General features: G+C 73.9%; 15 protein-coding genes and 1 pseudogene. 5 read left to right on the forward strand and 11 right to left on the reverse strand.

What is annotated here, in order from left to right; genetic code table 11:
* Nucleotides 1–175 precede the first annotated feature (175 nt).
* Together PKC53_RS03375 and PKC53_RS03380 are read left to right on the forward strand one after the other, a co-directional pair.
* Entirely contained in the window at nt 176–829 is a 654-nt protein-coding gene (locus PKC53_RS03375; protein ID WP_324426316.1) for a Smr/MutS family protein, read from the forward strand.
* Nucleotides 830–1,231: 402 nt separating this feature from the next.
* Nucleotides 1,232–2,275 carry a saccharopine dehydrogenase NADP-binding domain-containing protein gene (locus PKC53_RS03380; protein ID WP_324426318.1) on the forward strand — a complete coding sequence of 348 codons (1,044 nt, stop codon included), beginning with the start codon at nt 1,232–1,234 and terminating at the stop codon, nt 2,273–2,275.
* A gap of 427 nt (nt 2,276–2,702) precedes the next feature.
* Here the strand turns inward: PKC53_RS03380 and PKC53_RS03385 are convergent, their stop codons facing one another.
* The 3 genes from PKC53_RS03385 to PKC53_RS03395 all read right to left on the reverse strand — a co-directional run bounded on the left by PKC53_RS03385 (nt 2,703) and on the right by PKC53_RS03395 (nt 5,946).
* Nucleotides 2,703–3,548 carry an MTAP family purine nucleoside phosphorylase gene (locus tag PKC53_RS03385; protein ID WP_324426320.1) on the reverse strand — a complete coding sequence of 282 codons (846 nt, stop codon included), beginning with the start codon at nt 3,546–3,548 and terminating at the stop codon, nt 2,703–2,705.
* Between the two features lie 114 nt (nt 3,549–3,662).
* Entirely contained in the window at nt 3,663–4,091 is a 429-nt protein-coding gene (locus PKC53_RS03390) for a c-type cytochrome (protein ID WP_324426322.1), read from the reverse strand.
* A gap of 142 nt (nt 4,092–4,233) precedes the next feature.
* On the reverse strand, nt 4,234–5,946 hold the full coding sequence (locus PKC53_RS03395) for an ATP-dependent DNA ligase (protein ID WP_324426324.1): 1,713 nt from the start codon (nt 5,944–5,946) through the stop codon (nt 4,234–4,236).
* 109 nt (nt 5,947–6,055) lie between these two features.
* Between PKC53_RS03395 and PKC53_RS03400 the strand changes: the two genes are divergently transcribed.
* The 3 genes and pseudogenes from PKC53_RS03400 to PKC53_RS03410 all read left to right on the forward strand — a co-directional run.
* Nucleotides 6,056–6,778, forward strand: coding sequence for a VC0807 family protein (locus PKC53_RS03400; protein ID WP_324426326.1), 723 nt, complete (start codon nt 6,056–6,058; stop codon nt 6,776–6,778).
* 12 nt (nt 6,779–6,790) lie between these two features.
* The gene (locus PKC53_RS03405) at nt 6,791–8,755 is read left to right on the forward strand and encodes a cation:proton antiporter (protein ID WP_324426328.1); all 1,965 of its coding nucleotides are present in this window, start codon (nt 6,791–6,793) and stop codon (nt 8,753–8,755) included.
* 82 nt (nt 8,756–8,837) lie between these two features.
* A pseudogene (locus PKC53_RS03410) lies at nt 8,838–9,017 on the forward strand (sodium:proton antiporter); the annotation flags it as partial.
* Nucleotides 9,018–9,293: 276 nt separating this feature from the next.
* Here the strand turns inward: PKC53_RS03410 and mnhG are convergent.
* From mnhG to PKC53_RS03450, 8 genes are all read right to left on the reverse strand, one after another.
* Entirely contained in the window at nt 9,294–9,629 is a 336-nt protein-coding gene (gene mnhG, locus PKC53_RS03415; RefSeq protein WP_324426330.1) for a monovalent cation/H(+) antiporter subunit G, read from the reverse strand.
* Nucleotides 9,626–9,904 carry a K+/H+ antiporter subunit F gene (locus PKC53_RS03420; RefSeq protein ID WP_324426332.1) on the reverse strand — a complete coding sequence of 93 codons (279 nt, stop codon included), beginning with the start codon at nt 9,902–9,904 and terminating at the stop codon, nt 9,626–9,628. Before PKC53_RS03420 ends, mnhG begins: the two co-directional genes overlap by 4 nt.
* Nucleotides 9,901–10,389: a Na+/H+ antiporter subunit E gene (locus PKC53_RS03425; protein ID WP_324426334.1), complete on the reverse strand. Its 489-nt coding sequence runs from the start codon at nt 10,387–10,389 to the stop codon at nt 9,901–9,903. The genes PKC53_RS03420 and PKC53_RS03425 overlap by 4 nt, the downstream gene beginning before the upstream one ends.
* Nucleotides 10,386–12,032 carry a monovalent cation/H+ antiporter subunit D gene (locus PKC53_RS03430; RefSeq protein WP_324426336.1) on the reverse strand — a complete coding sequence of 549 codons (1,647 nt, stop codon included), beginning with the start codon at nt 12,030–12,032 and terminating at the stop codon, nt 10,386–10,388. The genes PKC53_RS03425 and PKC53_RS03430 overlap by 4 nt, the downstream gene beginning before the upstream one ends.
* Nucleotides 12,029–12,373, reverse strand: a complete 345-nt coding sequence (locus PKC53_RS03435) for a Na+/H+ antiporter subunit C (protein WP_324426338.1) — start codon at nt 12,371–12,373, stop codon at nt 12,029–12,031. Before PKC53_RS03435 ends, PKC53_RS03430 begins: the two co-directional genes overlap by 4 nt.
* Nucleotides 12,373–15,270, reverse strand: coding sequence for a monovalent cation/H+ antiporter subunit A (locus PKC53_RS03440; protein ID WP_324426340.1), 2,898 nt, complete (start codon nt 15,268–15,270; stop codon nt 12,373–12,375). The genes PKC53_RS03435 and PKC53_RS03440 overlap by 1 nt, the downstream gene beginning before the upstream one ends.
* A gap of 51 nt (nt 15,271–15,321) precedes the next feature.
* Complete coding sequence (locus tag PKC53_RS03445) at nt 15,322–18,069, reverse strand: cation-transporting P-type ATPase (protein WP_324426342.1); 2,748 nt, start codon at nt 18,067–18,069, stop codon at nt 15,322–15,324.
* Nucleotides 18,070–18,163: 94 nt separating this feature from the next.
* Nucleotides 18,164–19,084, reverse strand: a complete 921-nt coding sequence (locus PKC53_RS03450; RefSeq protein ID WP_324426344.1) for a universal stress protein — start codon at nt 19,082–19,084, stop codon at nt 18,164–18,166.
* Nucleotides 19,085–19,206 lie beyond the last annotated feature (122 nt).

A 19,206-nucleotide genomic window follows, 5' to 3' on the forward strand; every position in this document is an offset into this window, starting at 1 on the left:
GGGAGCCTCCTTGGCCCCCGCGCTCAACATTTCACAGGCGTCCACATTCCGCGAACTATGTTGTGCTCCCCATACATGGCCGAGCGTGGGTTGATCTGAACCGGCGCCGGCGCGCTGCGCGCGTCGCTTGCCCCCCGCCCGACGCGCGGTCCGTGCGCCGGGGACAATCGCCGCCATGACGCTGCGCAGCCTGCACGACCTGGCCCCGCTGAAGGCCGCGCTCGCCGAGCGGCGGCGCGAGGCGCAGCAGCGTGCCGCGCGCGAGCGCGAGGCGGCCGCGAAGGCCGAGCGCGAGCGCACGCTGTTCGCGCGCAGCGTCGGCGCGGTGCACCCGCTGCGCGACCGCGGCCTGGCCGACGTCGACCGCGCGCGCCCCGAGCCGCTGCCGCGCCAGCGCGAGCGCGACGAGCAGGCCGCGCTGCGCGAGGCCTGGTCCGACGAGGTCGACGTCGAGCGGCTGCTCGACACCGACAGCGAGCTGAGCTTTCGCCGCGCGCACATCGCGCCCGACGTGCCGGCGCAGCTGCGCCGCGGGCGCTGGGCGATCCAGGCGCAGGTCGACCTGCACGGGCTGCGCCGCGACGAGGCGCGCGAAGCGCTGGCCGCGTTCCTGCGCGACGCCGCGCTGCGCGGGCTGCGCTGCGTGCGCGTGGTGCACGGCAAGGGCCACGGCTCGCCGGGCAAGGCGCCGGTGCTCAAGGGCAAGGTGCGCGCGTGGCTGGTGCAGAAGGACGCGGTGCTGGCCTTCGTGCAGGCGCGCGCCGCCGACGGCGGGCACGGCGCGCTGGTGGTGCTGCTGGCCGGCACGACGAACGCCGGCGGCGCCTGAGCGGGCGCCGCATCCGAACGCATGCGGGCGGCGGCGATCGACGCGTAGCCGCCGTAGCGCCAGCGACTCCGACCGTTGCACAGCGGCTGTTCATCGCGCATCGCTGAGCACCGGTGTGCAGTCGTGCGAACTTCAATCCGGTTCGCTCCAACCGAAGCGCCACCCGAGCCGGGGTCAGGTCGAGACGGACTTGTCGGAGGCGTCGCACAGGCAGGCGCCGACAACGTGCGCGGCCACGCGCCGGCTGTGCGGCCCGTTCCACGACGGCAACCGCGCCGATGCCAAGGCACTCACGCTGCAGCACCGCCGATTGCTGTTGGCGTCTCTACTGGACTAGATTCAGCCCGCGCCTCATGATTGGTAACCAGGGAACGAACGAGACGCGGCGTGGCAAGACGATGCATGCTCTATGGAGCCACGGGCTACACAGGCGCACTCATCGCGCAGGAATGCGCGCGCCGCGGACTGCAACCTGTGCTTGCCGGGCGCGACGCGGCCCGCCTGCGGCTGCTGGCGGATCGTCTACGACTACCGCACACCGTGGTAGCCCTGGACGACCCCGCGGGCCTGAAGCAGGCACTGCAGGGGATGACCGTCGTGCTGCACTGCGCGGGACCGTTCTCGCGCACATCCGCTCCCATGCGCGGGGCTTGCATGGCCACCGGCACGCACTACCTTGATATCACCGGCGAAGTCGACGTGTTCGTGGCGGCGCACGATGACACCGAGCGAGCGCGCACGGCAGGCGTATTGCTTTGCCCCGGCGTCGGCTTTGATGTTGTGCCGACAGACTGCGTGTCGGTGAGCCTCAAGTCGGCGATGCCGGACGCAACCCACCTGACCCTGATGTTTGCGGGTTTGGACCACCTGAGTGCAGGCACGACCGTCACTTCAATGGAGGCCATCTTCCGGGGAGCCGCCCGGGTGCGGCAGGACGGGCGGATTGTCGACATCCCCTTCGGCGAAAGGAGTCGGATGATCGATTTCGGGAACGGGCCAGAGCGCAGCTTCGTCATCCCCTGGGGCGACGTGGCCACCGCCGGTTACTCCACCGGCATCACGAACATAGAGGTCCACATTCCGCGGGCATCGGCCAGCGCCCGCGCGATCCGTGCGCTGTTGCCTCTACGCCGGCTGATGGCCGGACCGATGGCGCGGCGGGTGGCCCATCCGCTGCTCCGTCGGCTGGCGAGCGGCCCGTCCCCGGCTCGGCGGGCCCGCGAGCGGGCCCGAGTGTGGGGCGAAGTCCGCAATGCCGAAGGTGCAGTCAAGCGTGCGTCCCTGCAGACCTTGAACGGCTACAGTCTGACGATCCTGACCGCCGTGTTGGCGCTCGAACATGTGCTTCAGCACGAAGTGCCGGCCGGGTATTGCACGCCCGCAGAGTTGATGGGGCCGGACTGCTTGGAGCGTATCAACGACGCCGGGAAGATCGTGCTCCTCTGACCGCTCTGGAAGTCGCTCAGCACTTCCAGCAGGAAGGCCTCGATGGGCTCGTCGGCGCGGCCCAACTCGTCGATCAGGAGCACGGGGCACACCGTGCGCCGACCACGGCAAGCCGGCATCGGTCTCGAACGCCAGCGCCAGGCTTGGGCTGCCGGCCGACACCGAGAAGCAGGAGATCGACCTCGAGCGCGCAGGTGACCAGCTCGAAGCGGCTGGCAGTTCCAGGGTCGGGCCCGTCGCGAAGGTGGTCGCCGTCGTCACGGTCAGCGGCAAGCCTGCCACCCGCGGCTTACGCTTGAGTGGGCGGGACCACGATTGAGGCCGGGCGCTTGAACGCCCGCTTCGCGACTTCGGCCCGTCGGTCCGCTCATGGCCGTAACCGCTCGATGCGCCGCCAAGCGCCAGGTCACGGGCGCACGGACCCGCCTCAGCGCCGCAGCACGTCGAGCCAGGCGCGCTGCGTGTCGTCGAGGGCGTCGTCGGGCGTCAGCAGCGCCTGCGCCAGCGCGCCGCGGATCTCGGGTTCGGGTTCGGGCAGCCCGGCGGTGACCACCGCGTCGAGCAGCCGCCGCGCCGACGCGAGGCTGCGCCCGTACAGCGCCATGATCGCCGCCACCGACGCGTGCTGCGCCGGGTCGTCGAGCCAGCAGTCGTAGTCGGTGACGATGCCCACCGTCGCGTAGCCCAGCTGCGCCTCGCGCGCGAGGAAGGCCTCGGGCACGTTGGTCATGCCCACCAGGTGGCAGCCGGCCTGGCGCAGGAACAGGCTCTCGGCCTTCGTGCCCAGGCGCGGGCCCTCGACGCAGGCGTAGGTCACGCCGCGGTGCAGCGTCAGGCCCAGAGCGCGCGCCGCCGCGGCCACCGCGTCGACCAGCCGCGCGCTCACCGGGTGCGCGGTCGACACGTGCGCCGCGACGCCGCGGCCGAAGAAGCTGCGCTCGCGCACGCCGCGTGTCCAGTCGAAGTACTGCTCGGGCATCGCCAGGTGCCCCGGCTCGATGGCCTGCGCCAGGCTGCCGACCGCCGAGAAGCCCAGGACCATCGTCGCGCCGGCGCGCTTGAGCGCGAACACGTTGGCGCGGTAGTTGACCTCGTGCGGCAGCAGGCGGTGGCCACGGCCGTGGCGCGCGAGGAACAGCAGCGGCACGCCGTGCAGGCGCCCGCGCAGCACCTCGCCCGACGCGTCGCCGAACGGCGTGGTCGCGTCGAGGCTGGCCTCGACGCTCATGCCCCGCAGGTCGTACAGGCCGGTGCCGCCGATGATCGCCAGCATGCGCGGTGCTCCTGGGCAGTGGTGACCGCGGCATCGTAAGCCAAACGCCGCGCCGCGCCAGCGCGGCTCGCGGTGAGCCAAACGCCGCGCCGCGCCGGCGCGGCGCGCGCTGGGCTACTTCTGCTGGATGCGCGCCAGGTAGTCGAGCAGCGCCACGATGCGACCGCGCACGTACCACTCCGGCTGCGCCGCGGTGGCCGGCGACTGCAACGCCTGCATGCGGTACTGCGAGCCCCACACCGGCATTTCGCGCGAGCCGTGGGCGCCGATCTCGGTGCTGCTGCGCCCGTCGATCATCTCCCACACCAGCTGGGTCGGGAACGCGCCGCCGCTGCGCCGCGCCAGCGTCGTCAGGTCGGTCGGCGCCTTGGTCAGGTAGGCACGCAGCGAGCCGTCGCCCTTGCCCGACAGCCCGTGGCAGCTCGCGCAACTCGACTCGTATTCGAGCTTGCCCAGGTCGAACGCCTGCTGCGCCACTGCGCCCGCCGACGCCAGCGCCGACACGCCGGCGCACAGCGCCCATCCGAAGATCCGGTACTTCATCGATCTCTCCCGACTGCTGAGAACACCACGATCTGCGCGCAGGCGAACCCCCGCGCGCTCCCACGGCCCGGGGCGCGACTGCACGCCCCTGCACCGTGAAGGGACATGATGCGCCGCGCCGATGCGGCGACGTTGACGGATCTCAAGCTGCGGCGATCGCCGTGCCGCCGCCGAGCAGCGCCTCGAGCGTGGCCAGCGTGTCGGCCTCGTGCAGCGGCTTGTCGCGGCGCCAGCGCAGCATGCGCGGGAAACGCGGCGCGATGCCGCTCTTGTGCCGCGTGCTGCGCTGCAGGCCGTCGAAGCCGATCTCGAACACCAGGCTGGGCACAACGCTGCGCACCGGCCCGAAGCGCTCGATCGTGGTCGCGCGGATCACGCGGTCGACCTCGGCGAACTCGGCGTCGGCGAGCCCCGAGTACGCCTTCGCGAAGGGCACGAGGCGCGGCGCGCCGTCGGCCGGCGGCCGGCGCGCGGCGACGGCGTCGACCGCGGCGCGTGCCTCGGCCGCGTCGGCCGGTGCGCGGCTCCACACCGCGAAGGTGTAGTCGGTGTGCACGCCGGCGCGCCGGCCGTGGCCGGGCTGCGCGTAGACCAGCACCGCGTCGACGCTCAGCGGGTCGACCTTCCACTTCCACCACAGCCCGCCGGTGCGGGTGCGGCCGCTGCCGTAGGCGCCGTGGCGGTGCTTGAGCATCAGCCCCTCCATGCCGCGTTCGCGCGCCTGCGCGCGGCGCGCCGCGAGCGCCGGCCAGTCGGCGTCGTCGAGCAGCGGCGACACCGCGATGCCCGCCGCCGCGCACAAGGCCTCGAGCCGCTCGCGCCGCTGCGCCTGCGGCCGCTCGCGCAGGTCGTCGCCGCCAAGCTCGATCAGGTCGTAGGCGACGAACGCCACCGGCGCGGCGGCGAGCACCTTGCGCGCGGGCGCCGTGCGACCGATGCGCGGCTGCAGCCGCGCGAACGGCGCCGGCGCGCCGTCGGCCCAGGCGAGGATCTCGCCGTCGAGCACGCAGCCGTCGGGCAGCGCCCGTGCCAGCGCGCACACCTCGGGGAAACGCTCGGTGACCAGCTCCTCGCCGCGCGACCAGACCCACGTGCGCCCGCCACGGCGCACCAGCTGCGCGCGCATGCCGTCGTACTTCCACTCGGCGAGCCAGTCGCCGCGCGCCCCCAGCCGCTCGTCCAGGTCGGCGACGTCGCCGGCGTCGAGCGGGTGGGCGAGGAAAAACGGGTAGGGCCGGCTGTCGTCGGCGCGCGCCGGCGCGTCGCGCGACAGCAGCGCGGCGTAACGCTGCGCGGTGGGCGGCGTGCGCGCGTCGGTGTAGCCGATCATGCGCTGCGCGACGAGCCTGGCGTCGATGCCCGCGTGCGCCGCCAGCGCGCGCTGCACCAGCGCACGGCTGACGCCGACGCGCCAGCCACCGGCGATCAGCTTGACCAGCACGAAGCGCTCGCGCGCGTCGAGTTCGTGCCACCACGCCGCCAGCGCCGCCGCCTGCGCGGCCGCCGGCTCGCCGCGAAGCGGCAGCAGCCGCTGCTCGACCCACTGCGCCAGCCCCGGCCCGCCGGGCGTCGACGCCGGCGGCGGCAGCACCAGCGCGATCGTCTCGGCCAGGTCGCCGGCGGCCTGGTGGCACTCGTCGAACAGCCAGTCGGGCAGCCCGGCCTCGCGCGCCGCGGTGGCGCGCAGCAGCGCGGTGGGCACCACGCGGCGCGGCCGGCCGCCGGCCAGGAAGTACACCGCCCACGCCGCGTCGGCCGCGGGGGCCTGCGCGAGGTAGCGCTGCAGCGCCGCCAGCTTGTCGGCGACGGCGGTGCTGGCGTCGAGGGCCGCGTACAGGCGGGCGAAGTCGCGCATCGGGGCGGGCGGTGGGGCCGTGGCACGGCGATTGTGGCCAGCCGCCGCGGGTCGCGCACGGCGCGCGATAAGCTCGCGGCCTCGCCGAACTGCACGCCGACCGCCGCCGATGCCCCCCGCCGCCGCGCCCCGCAAACCCGACAACGGCAACCCGTTGCTCGAGGTCGTCGTGAGCATCGTGATCCCCGCGGTGATCCTGATGAAGTTCAGCGGCGAGCAGCACCTGGGCACGCTGCCGGCGCTGCTGATCGCGCTGGCGTTCCCGTTCGGCTGGGGCGTGTTCGACCTGGTGCGCAAGCGCAAGCTGAACTTCATCGCCGTGCTCGGCGTGGTCAGCACGCTGCTGACCGGCGGCATCGGCGTGCTGCGGCTCGACCCGCAGTGGCTCGCGGTGAAGGAGGCCGCGGTGCCCGGCCTGATCGGGCTGGCGGTGCTGATCTCGGCGCGCACCCGCTGGCCGCTGATCCGCATGCTGGTCTACAACGACAAGGTGCTCGACGTCGCCAAGGTCGACGCGCAGCTCGCCGCGCGCGGCAACACCGCCGCGTTCGAGTCGCGGCTGCGCAACGGCACGCTGCTGCTGGCGGGCACCTTCTTCTTCTCGTCGTTCATGAACTACGTGCTGGCACGATGGATCGTCACCAGCCCCGCCGGCAGCGAGGCGTTCAACCAGGAGCTCGGGCGGCTGACGCTGATGAGCTATCCGATGATCGCGCTGCCGTCGATGGCGATGATGATCGCGGTGATGGTCTACCTGGTGCACGGCGCGAAGCAGCTCACCGGGCTGACGCTCGGGCAGATGCTGCACCACCACGACGACGGCGCGACCTGACCCGCGGCCGGCGTGAACCTGGCCCCCACCTTCGTCCAGGTCCTGCTGCTGCTGGGCTGCGCGGTGGCGGTGGTGCTGGCGTTCCAGCGCCTGCGCATCCCGTCGGCGCTGGGCTACCTGCTGGTGGGCGTGCTGCTGGGCCCGCACACCGCCGGGCCGGTGGTCGACGCGCAGCCGCTGCAGGCGCTGGCCGAGTTCGGCATCGTGTTCCTGCTGTTCACGATCGGGCTGAACTTCTCGCTGCCGCAGATCCACGCGCTGCGCCACCTGGTGCTCGGGCTGGGCACGGCGCAGGTCGCGCTGACCACCGCCGCGGTCGGCGCCATCGCCTGGGCCGCCGGACTCGCGCCCGCGGCGGCGTTCGTCGTCGGCGCGGCGTTCGCGCAGTCGTCGACGACGATCATCGGCAAGCAGCTCGCCGAACAGGGCGAGGACCAGGCGCGCCACGCGCGGCTCGGCCTGGGCATGTCGGTGTTCCAGGACGTCACCGCCGTGCCGCTGGTGATCGTGATCCCGGTGCTCGGCGCTGCCGGCGCCACCGCGTTCGGCGGCACGCTGGCCTGGGCGCTGGCCAAGGCGGCGCTGGCCTTCGTGCTGGTGTTCGTCGTCGGGCGCTGGCTGCTGCGCCCGCTGTTCCACCGCGTCGCGGCGCGCCGCTCGGCCGAGCTGTTCACGCTGACGGTGCTGTTCGTCTCGCTGGCCGCCGGCGCGGTCACGCAGTCGCTCGGGTTGTCGATGGCGTTCGGCGCGTTCCTCGCCGGCATGGTGCTCGGCGAGACCGAGTTCCGCCACCAGGTCGAGGCCACGGTGCGTCCGTTCCGCGACGTGCTGCTGGGACTGTTCTTCGTCGGCGTCGGCATGCTCGTCGACCCCCAGGTGCTGGCGAAGGTGTGGCACTGGGGGCTGCTCGGCGCGGCGGTGCTGCTGGTGGTCAAGTGCGTGCTCGTCGCGGCGATCGTGCGTGCCGCGGGCATCGAGACGCTCACCGCGTGGCGCACCGGCATCCTGCTCGCCGTGGGCGGCGAGTTCGGCTTCGCGGTGCTGGCCATCGGGCTGCAAAGCGGCGTCGTCGACGAGCCGCTGGGGCAGGCGGTGCTGGTGTCGGTGCTGTTCTCGATGATCGCCGGCCCGCTGCTGATCCGCCACCACCACGCGCTGGCGCGGTGGCTGGCGCCGCGCCGCGCGCCGCCGCTCGACGACGCCCCCGCCGCGGCCGACGCGCCGCCGCCCGCCGGCGCGCAGGTGCTGCTGGCGGGCTACGGCCGCGTCGGCCAGAGCCTGGGTCACTTCCTCGAGGCCGAGGGCATCGCGTACGCCGCGCTCGACCTCGACGCCGAGCGCGTGCGCGAGGCGCGGCGCGCCGGCGAGCACGTGCACTTCGGCGACAGCTCGCAGCTCGACGTGATGGAGGCGCTCGGGCTGGCGAACGCGCGGCTGGTGGTGATCACCCACGACGACGTCGCCGCGGCACTGCGCCTGCTGGCGCAGTTGCGCGCGCGCCACCCGCAGCTGCCGGTGATGGTGCGCGCGCGCGGTCTCGATGTCGCCGAGGAGCTGCGCGCCGCCGGCGCCAACGAGGTCGTGCCGGAGACGCTGGAGGCGACGCTGACGCTGGCGTCGCAGGCGCTGCGGATGCTCGACGTGCCGCTGGCGCGCGTGCTGCGCCGCGTGCAGGCCGAGCGCGCGAACCTGTACCCGCGGCTGCGCGGCGCCTTCGGCGGCGACGCCACGCACGCCGACGACGCCGCGGGCGACACCGAACGCCTGCACGCGCTGCAGCTGCCGGCCGACAGCCGCTGGCTCGGGCAGCCGCTGTCGGCGCTGCCGCTGGACGGCGCGATCGTCAGCGCGCTGGTGCGTCGCGGCCATCGCCGGCTGCAGCCGGCACCCGACACGCGCGTCGAGCCGGGCGACACGCTGGTGCTGTTCGGCGCCGCCGACGCGCTGGCGCGCGCCGAGGCCGCGCTGCAGCGCTGATGCCCCCCGCGTCGCGCGAGCGAAAGCCGCGCCCGCGCCGCCAGCCGTATCGTCGCCGGCCCGCGGCGACACGCGCCGCGACGGCTGGAGCGCCCGCACCGCGCTGGTGTGCGGTCTGTCGCTGTCGTGCGCGAGCACGGTGGTGCTGCTCGAGGCGATCGAGGTGCGACGCGCGCTGGACACGGTGAACGGGTGCATCGCCGTCGGCTGGCTCGTCGTCGAGTACCCGGCCGCCGTGATGGCGCGGGTGCTGTTGCCGCCGCGGCTGCCGTGGCAGGTGGCGCACACCGGCTCGCGACGCCGCGATGCGCGTCGTGGCCACGCCGGACCCGCCGGGCGTGCGCCGCATGGTCGAAACGGCGCGCGCAGAACCGCGGCATCGAGATCGCGCTGCGCACCCGCAGCGAAGACGGGTCGCAGCTGCAGCGCCTCGACCGCGCGCCGCCCGGGCCTCGCGGCCCGATGGCGAGCGACGGCGCCGACGCACCGGCGGCCCTGCGTCGGCGTCCGCGCCCGCAGGCCGCCCCGGCGCGGGTCGTCAGCGGCGCGCCGACAGCGGCGGCGGCAGCGCGTCGCCGGCCAGACGCCGGCGGAACAGCGCGGCGCGGGCGAGCACGACGGTCGTCACCGGCGCGGTGATCGACAGCACGATGATGATCAGCCACACGTGCAGCGCCAGCCCGCCGCCGCGGGTGCTGAAGTGCACGATCGACGCCAGCGTGACGATCCACGCCGCCAGCGTCGACGCCAGCGCCGGCGCGTGCATCCGCGAGAAGAAGTCGGGCAGCCGCCGCAGCCCCAGCGCGGCGACGAGCACGACGAAGCCGCTGGCCAGCAGCAGCGCGGCGACCACCAGTTCGGCCAGCGGCGTCACTCGATCACCTCGCCGCGCAGCAGGAACTTCGCCAGCGCCACCGAGCTGACGAAGCCGAACAGCACCATCAGCAGTGCGCCCTCGAAGTACATCTCGCTGTCGTAGCGGATCGCCAGCACCAGCATCACCAGCATGCCCACGACGTAGAGGAAGTCCAGCGCCAGCACGCGGTCCTGCGCGCTCGGCCCGCGCACGACACGCAGCAGCCCCACCGCCATCGCCAGCGCGTACAGCACCAGCGTCGCGCCGATCGCGGTCGACAGCACCAGGCTCATTCGAAGATCTCCTTCAGCGGGTGTTCGTAGTCGCGCTTGAAGTGCGCGACGAAGGCGGCCTCGTCGTCGAGGTCGAAGACGTGGATCAGCAGCGCACTGCGGTCGGGCGCCAGCTCGGACCACACGGTGCCGGGAATCACCGCGGTGATCATCGCCAGCGACGCCAGCGCGTGCACGTCGCGCAGCTCCAGCGGCACGACGACGAAGGCACCGCGCGGCGGCCTGACGCGCGCCAGCGCGACGCCACGCGCGACGTCGATCGCCGAGCGCACGACGTCGCGCCCGACGCGCAGGATCAGCAGCGCGAGCACGCCCCAGCGGCGCAGCGGCCCGGGGCGCGGGCGCAGCGGCGCCATCAGCAGCGGCATCGCGACGGCCACCAGCACGCCGAGCAGCACCTGCCCGGGCGACAGGCTGCGGTTGAGCAGCAGCCAGCCGCCGAAGATGCCCAGCGACAGCCACGGCGACGGCAGCCAGCGCTTCACCGCGCGCCCTCCGCCGGCCGTGCGACCGGCCGCGCCGACATCACCGCGTCGACGTACCGCGCCGGGGCGTGCAGCGCGTCGGCGCCATCGCGCGTGTAGCGCAGCACCGCCTCGCCGTGCACGACCAGCAGCACGCTGGCGGCCAGCAGCGCGGCGATCGGCAGCGTCTCGACGACGCGCACGCGCGGCGGCGGCCGGTCCTGCGTGGTCCAGAAGTGGCGCATGCCCACGCGCATCAGCGCCAGCGCGGCGAGCAGCCCCGACGCGACGAGCAGCGCGAACAGCGTCGACGCCGCGGCGCCCCCGATGTCGAGCAGCGCCGACAGCATCGCCAGCTTGCCGACGAACCCGGCCAGCGGCGGCAGCCCGGCGACGACCATGGCGAACGCGGTGAACGACACGCCGAGGAACGCCAGCGCGGCGGGGATCGCGCGGCCGATCAGCGCCTCCTCGTTGTCGTCGAGGTTGGTGCTGGGCGGCGGCTCCGCGTCGAAGAACACCGGAAGCGCGTCGTTGCCGTCGTCGATGTCGCGCGGTCCGAGTTCGACCTCGCGGCTGCGCTCGAGCAGCTCGACGAGCAGGAACAGCGCGCAGGCCGCCAGCGTCGAGGTGGCCAGGTAGTACAGCGCGCCGCCGGCGAGCGCCGGCGCGCCGAAGCCGATGGCCGCGACCAGCGTGCCCGACGAGGCGATCACGCTGAAGCCCAGCAGCCGCGCGAGCTGCTGCGACGCGAGCATGCCGATCGCGCCGAAGCCCAGCGTGGCCACGCCGGCCCACACCAGCACGTCGCCGCCGAAGCCGGCCGACGCGCCGGCGCCCGGCGGGAAGCACAGCGTCCACAGGCGCAGCACCGCGTAGACACCGACCTTGGTCAGCACCGCGAACACCGCCGCGGCCGGCGCGCTGGCCGCGGCGTAGGCCGGCGGCAGCCAGAAGTTCAGCGGCCACACCGCGGCCTTCGCGAGGAACGCCACCGCCAGGATCGCCGCCCCGGCGTGCAGCAGGCCGCGGTCGCTGTCGGGCACCTGCGGCAGCTTCAGCGCGATGTCGGCCATGTTCAGCGTGCCGGTCACGCCGTACAGCACCGCCACGCCGATCAGGAACAGCAGCGACGCGACGAGGTTGACCGCGATGTAGTGCAGCCCGGCGCGCACGCGTTCGATGCCGCCGCCGTGCAGCAACAGCGCGTAGCTGGCCGCCAGGAGCACCTCGAAGAACACGAACAGGTTGAACAGGTCGGCGGTCAGGAACGCCCCGTACAGCCCCATCAGCTGCAGCTGGACCAGCACGTGGAAGTACACGCCGGCGTGCTGCCAGCGCGCCAGCGCGTACAGCAGCGCCGCCAGCCCGACGCTGCCGGCGAGCACGGCCATCAGCGCCGAGAGGCGGTCGGCGACCAGCACGATGCCGAACGGCACCGGCCAGTTGCCCGGCAGGTACACGCCGAACGCGGCCGCGCCCTGCGCGTCGACGCGCAGCAGCAGCGCGACGGCGATCGCCAGCCCGAGCACCGCCGAGGCGACGTTGAGCACCGCCTTCAGCGACCGCCGGCCCTCGCCGAGCATCAGCATCAGCGCCGCGGTGCCCAGCGGCAGCAGCACCGGGGCGACGACCAGGTGGTCCGACCACGGCAGTGGCGTCATGGCCGCTCCTCGCGACCGTCGACGTGGTCACCGCCGCTGAGCCCGCGCAGCGCCAGCAGCACGACCAGGAACAGCGCGGTGGTCGCGAAGCCGATGACGATCGCGGTCAGCACCAGCGACTGCGGCAGCGGATCGGTGTAGTGCGCCAGGTCGGGCGCGAGCCCCGGCTTGACGATCGGCTCCTTGTCGATGGCCAGGCTGCCGACGCTAAAAATAAACAGGTTGACGGCGTACGACAGCATCGACAACCCGATCAGCACCTGGAAGGTGCGCGGGCGCAGCACCAGCCACACGCCGGCGGCGGTCATCACGCCGATGGCGATCGAGATCACGGCCTCCATCAGTGCGGCTCTCCGTCGTCGGGCGCCGTGACCTGGCGGCGGCGCGCGCGCAGCGACTGGTGGGCGATGGCGGTGAGCAGCAGCAGCGTCGAGCCGACGACGACGGCGAACACGCCGAGGTCGAACAGCACCGCCGACGGCACGTGCACCTCGCCGACCAGCGGCCACTGCAGGTGCGCCGTGTGCGTGGTGAGGAACGGGTGACCCAGCGCCAGCGAGCCCAGCCCGGTGGCCAGCGCCAGCGCCAGCCCGGCGGCGATCCAGCGAGGCGGCAGCAGCCGCATGCGCGCCTCGACCCAGCGCGTGCCGCCGACCACGTACTGCGCGATGAACGCGATGGCCACGACGAGCCCGGCGACGAAGCCGCCGCCGGGCTCGTTGTGGCCGCGCATGAACAGGTGGAACGCGAACACCCCGGCCACCGGCAGCAGCAGGCGCACGAGCACCGCGGGCACCTCGAGGTAGCGCGGCGGCGCGTCGCCCTCGGCGAGCAGGTCGCTGCCCGAGTCGTCGGGCACGGCCTGCTGCTGCGCCGGTCGGTCGATGACCTCCTGCGGCGGGCGGAAGCGCCGCAGCAGCGCGTACACGGCGATGCCGACCACGCCCAGCACGGTGATCTCGCCGAGCGTGTCGAAGGCGCGGAAGTCGACCAGCATCACGTTGACGACGTTGGTGCCTCCGCCCTCGGGCAGCGCCTTGTCGAGGAAGAACGGCGAGATCGACAGCGGCGCGTGCCGCGTCAGCAGCGCGTACGACAGCGCCGCCAGCCCGACGCCGGCCGCCACCGCGATCACCAGGTCGCGCCGCCGGCGCCACCAGGCGCGCGACGCGGTGCGCGGGTCGTCCTGCTCGACGCGCCGGGGCATCCAGCGCAGGCCGAGCAGGAACAGCACGGTCGTCACCACCTCGACCGCCAGCTGCGTCAGCGCCAGGTCGGGTGCCGAGAACCAGGCGAAGGTGATGCACAGCACCAGCCCGACCACTGACAGCATCGTCAGCGCGGCGAGGCGGTGGAACTTGGCCTGCCACGCGGCGCCGACCGCACAGACGCCGGCGACCCCCCACATCAGCACGAACTCCGGCGTGACGGGCACGCGCGCGCGGTCGCCCCAGGCCAGCGGCACGACCAGCGCCGAGCCCAGCCCGGCGAGGCCGGCGATCAGCAGCATCAGCAGCAGCTGCGCCTGCAGCCGTCGCGTGCCGAGCCGGCGCGCCAGCGTGCGCGCCGACGCGGTGGCGCCGGCGAGCGAGGCGTGAAACATGCGCTGGCCGTCCAGCGGTCCGAGCAGCGGCGCGCTGCGCGCGCGGCGCTGCCGCAGCCGCCCGGCGTAGCGCAGGTAGATCAGCAACCCGCCAGCGGCGGCCGCCAGGCTCATCAGCAGCGGCGTGTTCAGGCCGTGCCAGACCGCCAGGCTGTATGCGGGCAGCTCGCCACCGACCACCGGGCGCGCCGGGGTGGCCAGCAGCGGGCCGATCGACCAGGCCGGCAGCGTGCCGACGACGATGCACGCCAGCACCAGCAGCTCGACCGGCACGCGCATCCAGTGCACCGGCTCGTGCGGCTGGCGCGGCGTGTCGCCGCGCGTCGGGCCGAAGAACACGTCGTGCCCGAAGCGCAGCGAGTACACCACCGCGAACACGCCGGCCAGCGTCGCCAGCGCCGGCAGGCCGACCTCGACCGCCGGATGCGCGCTGACGAACACCGTCTCGGCGAAGAACATCTCCTTGCTCAGGAAGCCGTTGAGCAGCGGCACGCCGGCCATCGCGGCGCAGGCCACGATGGCCAGCGTGCCGGTGATCGGCATCGCACGGAACAGCCCGTCGAGGCGGCGCATGTCGCGCGTGCCGGTCTCGTGGTCGATGATGCCCACCGACATGAACAGCGACGCCTTGAAGGTCGCATGGTTCATCATGTGGAACACCGCGGCGACCGCGGCGAGCGCGCTGTTCAGCCCGAGCAGCAGCGTGATCAGCCCGAGGTGGCTGATCGTCGAGTACGCGAGCAGGCCCTTGAGGTCGTTCTGGAACATCGCGACATAGGCGCCGAGCAGCAGCGTCGCCAGCCCGGCGCCGCCGACGATCCAGAACCAGGTGTCGGTGCCGGCGAGCACCGGCCACAGCCGCGCCAGCAGGAACACGCCGGCCTTGACCATCGTCGCCGAGTGCAGGTACGCCGACACCGGCGTCGGCGCCGCCATCGCGTGCGGCAGCCAGAAGTGGAACGGGAACTGCGCGCTCTTGGTCAGCGCGCCCAGCAGGATCAGCGCCAGCGCCAGCGGATACAGCGCGTGCGCGCGCACCGCGTCGCCGGCGGCGAGCACGGCGTCGAGCTCGAGGCTGCCGACGACGTGGCCGAGGATCAGCACGCCGGCCAGCAGCGCCAGCCCGCCGCCGGCGGTCACCGTGAACGCCATGCGCGCGCCGCGGCGCGCGTCCTTTCGGTGCGTCCAGTAGCCGATCAGCAGGAACGAGAACACGCTGGTCAGCTCCCAGAACACGACCATCTGCACCAGGTGGCCCGACAGCACCACGCCCAGCATCGCGCCCATGAAGCCCAGCAGCAGCGAGTAGAAGCGCGCCACCGGGTCGTCGGGCGAGAGGTAGTAGCGCGCGTAGACGATCACCAGCAGCCCCATCGCGCTGACCAGCATCGCGAACATCCACGCGAAGCCGTCGATGCGCACCACCAGGTCGAAGCCCAGGCTGGGCAGCCAGGCCACGCGCTCGACCGGCACCTCGCCGGCGGCGACCTGCGGGTACAGCAGCGCCAGCGGCAGCGCGACGGCCAGCGCGACCAGCGCGGCGAACCCGGCCGCGAGGTTGCGCGCCCCGGTGGGCACCAGCGCCGCGACGGCGCAGCCGAGGAAGGGCACGAGCAGCAGCAGGAACAGCGACATGGACGCGAGTCTAGGAGACGCCGCGGCGCCGGCCGCGGCGCGGGCGCGCCGTCACGCCTGCGTCACGTGTCGGGCCAGCCGCAGGCGCCGGATCACCGCCTTCTCGGCCTCGGCGACGACGAACACCAGCAGGCCGGCGGCGCCGACCTTGGCCCACTGCGCCGCGTCCAGCGGCGTCGAACCGAACACGCCCTGCAGCGGCGGCAGGTACACGAACGCCAGCTGCAGCGGCAGGCACGCGGCCAGCGCCAGCAGCACCGCGCGGTTGCCGGTCAGCGCGTCGCGGTCGAACACCGGCTCGAGGATGAAGCGGCTGTTGAGCAGGTAGAACATCTCGGCGACGACGATCGCGCTGACGGCCATCGTGCGCGCGGTCTCCAGCGGCGTGCCGGCGGCCAGCTCCCACAGGAACAGGCCGAGCGCGCCGGCCATCATCAGCATCGACACCATCAGCACGCGCCACACGAAGAAGCCCGACAGCAGCGCCTGCCCGGGCGGGCGCGGCGCGCGCGCCATGATGCCGCGCTCGGCGGGCTCGAAGGCCAGCGCCAGACCGAGCGTGCTCGAGGTCACCATGTTGATCCACAGCACCTGCGCCGGCGTCAGCGGCAGCGTCAGCTCGAACAGGATCGCCGCGATGACGACCAGCGCCTCGCCGCCGTTGGTCGGCAGCATGAACAGGGTGAACTTGCGGATGTTGTCGTACACCGCACGGCCCTCGCGCACCGCGGCGGCGATGGTGGCGAAGTTGTCGTCGGCGAGCACCACGTCGGCCGCCTCCTTGGCCGCCTCGGTGCCCTTGCGCCCCATCGCCACGCCGACGTCGGCGCGCTTGAGCGCCGGCGCGTCGTTGACGCCGTCGCCGGTCATCGCGACGACCTGGCCGCCGTCCTGCAGCGCGTGCACGAGCCGCAGCTTGTGCTCGGGGCTGGCGCGCGCGAACACGTCGACCTCCATCGCCACGCGCCGCAGCGCGGCGTCGTCCATCAGCTCGAGCTCGGCGCCGGTGATCGCCGGCTTGCCGGTGCCGATGGCCAGCTGCGCGCCGATCGCGCGCGCCGTCTCGGCGTGGTCGCCGGTGATCATCTTCACGCGGATGCCGGCGCGGTGGCACTCGGCGACGGCGCGCACCGCCTCGTCGCGCGGCGGATCGGCGATGCCCACCAGCGCGAGCATCGTGTAGCCCTGCTCGACGTCGGAGAAGGCCAGCCGCGCGCCGGCCGGCGCGACCCGCCGGTACGCCAGCGCGAGCAGGCGCAGCCCGCGCGCCGCGATGTCGGTGGCCATGCGCCGCCAGGTGTCGACGTCGAGCGCGCGTTCGCCGTCGGGGCCGAGCTCCCAGGCGCACACGTCGAGCAGCTTCTCGGGCGCGCCCTTGACGAAGATCCACGCCTGCGCGTCACCGTCGCGGTGCGCGGTGGCCATGAAGCGGTGCTGCGACTCGAACGGGATCGAGTCCAGGCGCGGCCACTCGGCCTCGGCGACATGCTGCGTGAAGCCGCCCTTGTGGCCGAGCACCAGCAGCGCACCCTCGGTCGGGTCGCCGACCACCTGCCACTGCCCGTCGCGCTCGGCGAGCCGCGCGTCGTTGCACAGCACCGCCGCGCGCAGCGCCAGCGCCATCGCCGGGTGGCGGTCGACGTCGATCACGCGCTCGTCGACGCTGAAGTCGCCCACCGGCTCGTAGCCGGCGCCCGAGACCGTGACGTCGAGGCCGGCGCAGACCACGCGCTGCACCGTCATCTCGTTGCGCGTCAGCGTGCCGGTCTTGTCCGAGCAGATCACGGTGACCGAGCCCAGCGCCTCGACCGCCGGCAGCCGGCGCACGATCGCGTGGCGCCGCGCCATGCGCTGCACGCCGAGCGCGAGCGTGACGGTCATGATCGCCGGCAAGCCCTCGGGGATCGCCGAGGCGGCGAGCGCGACGACCATCATGAACATCTCGGCCGGGGCGTGTCCACGCACCAGCACCCCGAGTGCGAAGGTCAGCGCGGCCGCGCCGAGGATGACCACCGCGAGCACGCGGGCGAAGCGGTCGATCTGGCGCAGCAGCGGCGTGCTGATCGACCGGATGTCCGACAGCATGCGGTCGATGCGGCCGATCTCGGTGTGGGCGCCGGTGGCCACGACGACGCCGCGCGCCTGCCCGTAGGTGACCAGCGTGCCCGAGTAGGCCATACCGGTGCGATCGCCCAGCGGCGCGTCGGGCGCCACCGCGTCGATCGACTTGTCCGCCGGCATCGACTCGCCGGTCAACGCCGACTCGTCGACGCGCAGGTCCTTGACGTCGACGAGCCGCAGGTCGGCCGGCACGCGATCGCCCGAGGCGAGCAGCACGACGTCGCCGGGCACCAGTTCGGCGGCGTCGAGCTCGGCGCGCCGGCCGTCGCGCACCACGATCGCGCGCGGCGACAGCATCGAGCGGATCGCGTCGAGCGCCGACTCGGCCCGCCCCTCCTGGATGAAGCCGATCACCGCGTTGACGACCACCGCCGCCAGCAGCACGCCGGTGTCGATCCAGTGCCCGAGCCACGCGGTGATCGCCGCTGCCGCGATCATCACGTACAGCAGCACGTTGTGGAACTGCAGCACGAAGCGCAGCAGCGGACCGCGCGGCTTCGCGGCGGCGAGGCGATTCGGCCCGTGACGCGCCTGCCGCTGGCGCACCTCGTCGGGCGCGAGGCCGGCCCCGCCGACCTGCAGTCGCGCGCACACCGCGTCGGGCGACTCGGCGTGCCAGGCCGGCGCGTCGTCACGGACCTCGCGGTCGGCGTGGTCCCGGCCGTCCCGCCGGATCATGTCGGCCGCTTCGCAACGCGTGGCCCGGCGCGCAGCCGCCGGTCACGCCCTTCCCGGCATCGGGTCGCGCCCCGCGCGCCGCCGCGAGGCCGCATCAACCCGAGGCGCCGCCGGGCGCGCGCACCACCATCGTGTCGCACGGCAGCCGGTCGAGCACGCGCTCGGCGGAACTGCCCAGCAGCGCGCCGAGCAGGCCGCTGCGACCCTGGGTGCCGATCACGACCAGGTCGACGTCGTGATCGCGCACGTGCTGCGCGAGCAGCGAATCGAGTGCACCGCGACCGACGCTCAGCCGAAGGCCGTCGCGCCGGGCGGCGTCGAGCGAGCTCGCGCCGACGAAGGCGCGCGCCTCGCCGTCTTCGATGCGGCGCCGCGTCTCGTCGTCGACCGGCGCCTCGACCGCACCGAGGCCGCGCGCCGGCAGCGCGTGGTACAGGCCCAGCTCGACATGCGCGAAGCAGCGCGCGGCGGCGTCGAGCGCGTGGCGCGACGACTCGGAGAAGTCGGTGGCCACGACGACGCGCCGGTACGGCCCGCGCACCCGGCGGCGCACGACCAGCAGCGGCGACGCCAGCGTGCGCGCCAGCCGCGCCACGGTGCCACCGAGCAGGAACCGCCCAAACGTCTCGCTGCGCGCCATGCCGACGACGACCAGCCCGCAGCGCGCCTGCTCGGCGTGCTCGACGATGCGCTGCGCCGCGTCGCCGTGCACGACGACCAGCACGCCACGCACGCCCAGCGGCGCGACATCGGCATGCAGCTCGCGGCGCGCGTGTCGCAGCGCGGCCTCGTCGTCGCCGCGCCAGGCCCAGGCCAGCGCCTGGTCGGGCGAGCGCGGACCCTCGACGACGCTGATCACGTGCAACTCGCTGCCCCAGGCTCCGGCGAGCTGCGCCGCGCGGTCGAGCGCGCGGTCGCAGCGCGCGCTGAGGTCGCTGGCCAGCAGCACGCGCGCGGGAACACCGTCGCGCGTCGGCGGCGCCGTCGTCGCAGCGTCGGTCACGGGCCCGGTCATGGCGCGACCATACCGCATGACGCCCCCACGCCGGGCGCAGCGCGCGCGCCGCCGCCTTCGCGCCACAGCCGTTATCCTTCGCCGCTGATGACCTCCACCGACGTGCACGCTCCCGCGCCGAG

This window comes from Azohydromonas sp. (assembly GCF_035325925.1).
Classification (GTDB): domain Bacteria; phylum Pseudomonadota; class Gammaproteobacteria; order Burkholderiales; family Burkholderiaceae_C; genus Calidifontimicrobium.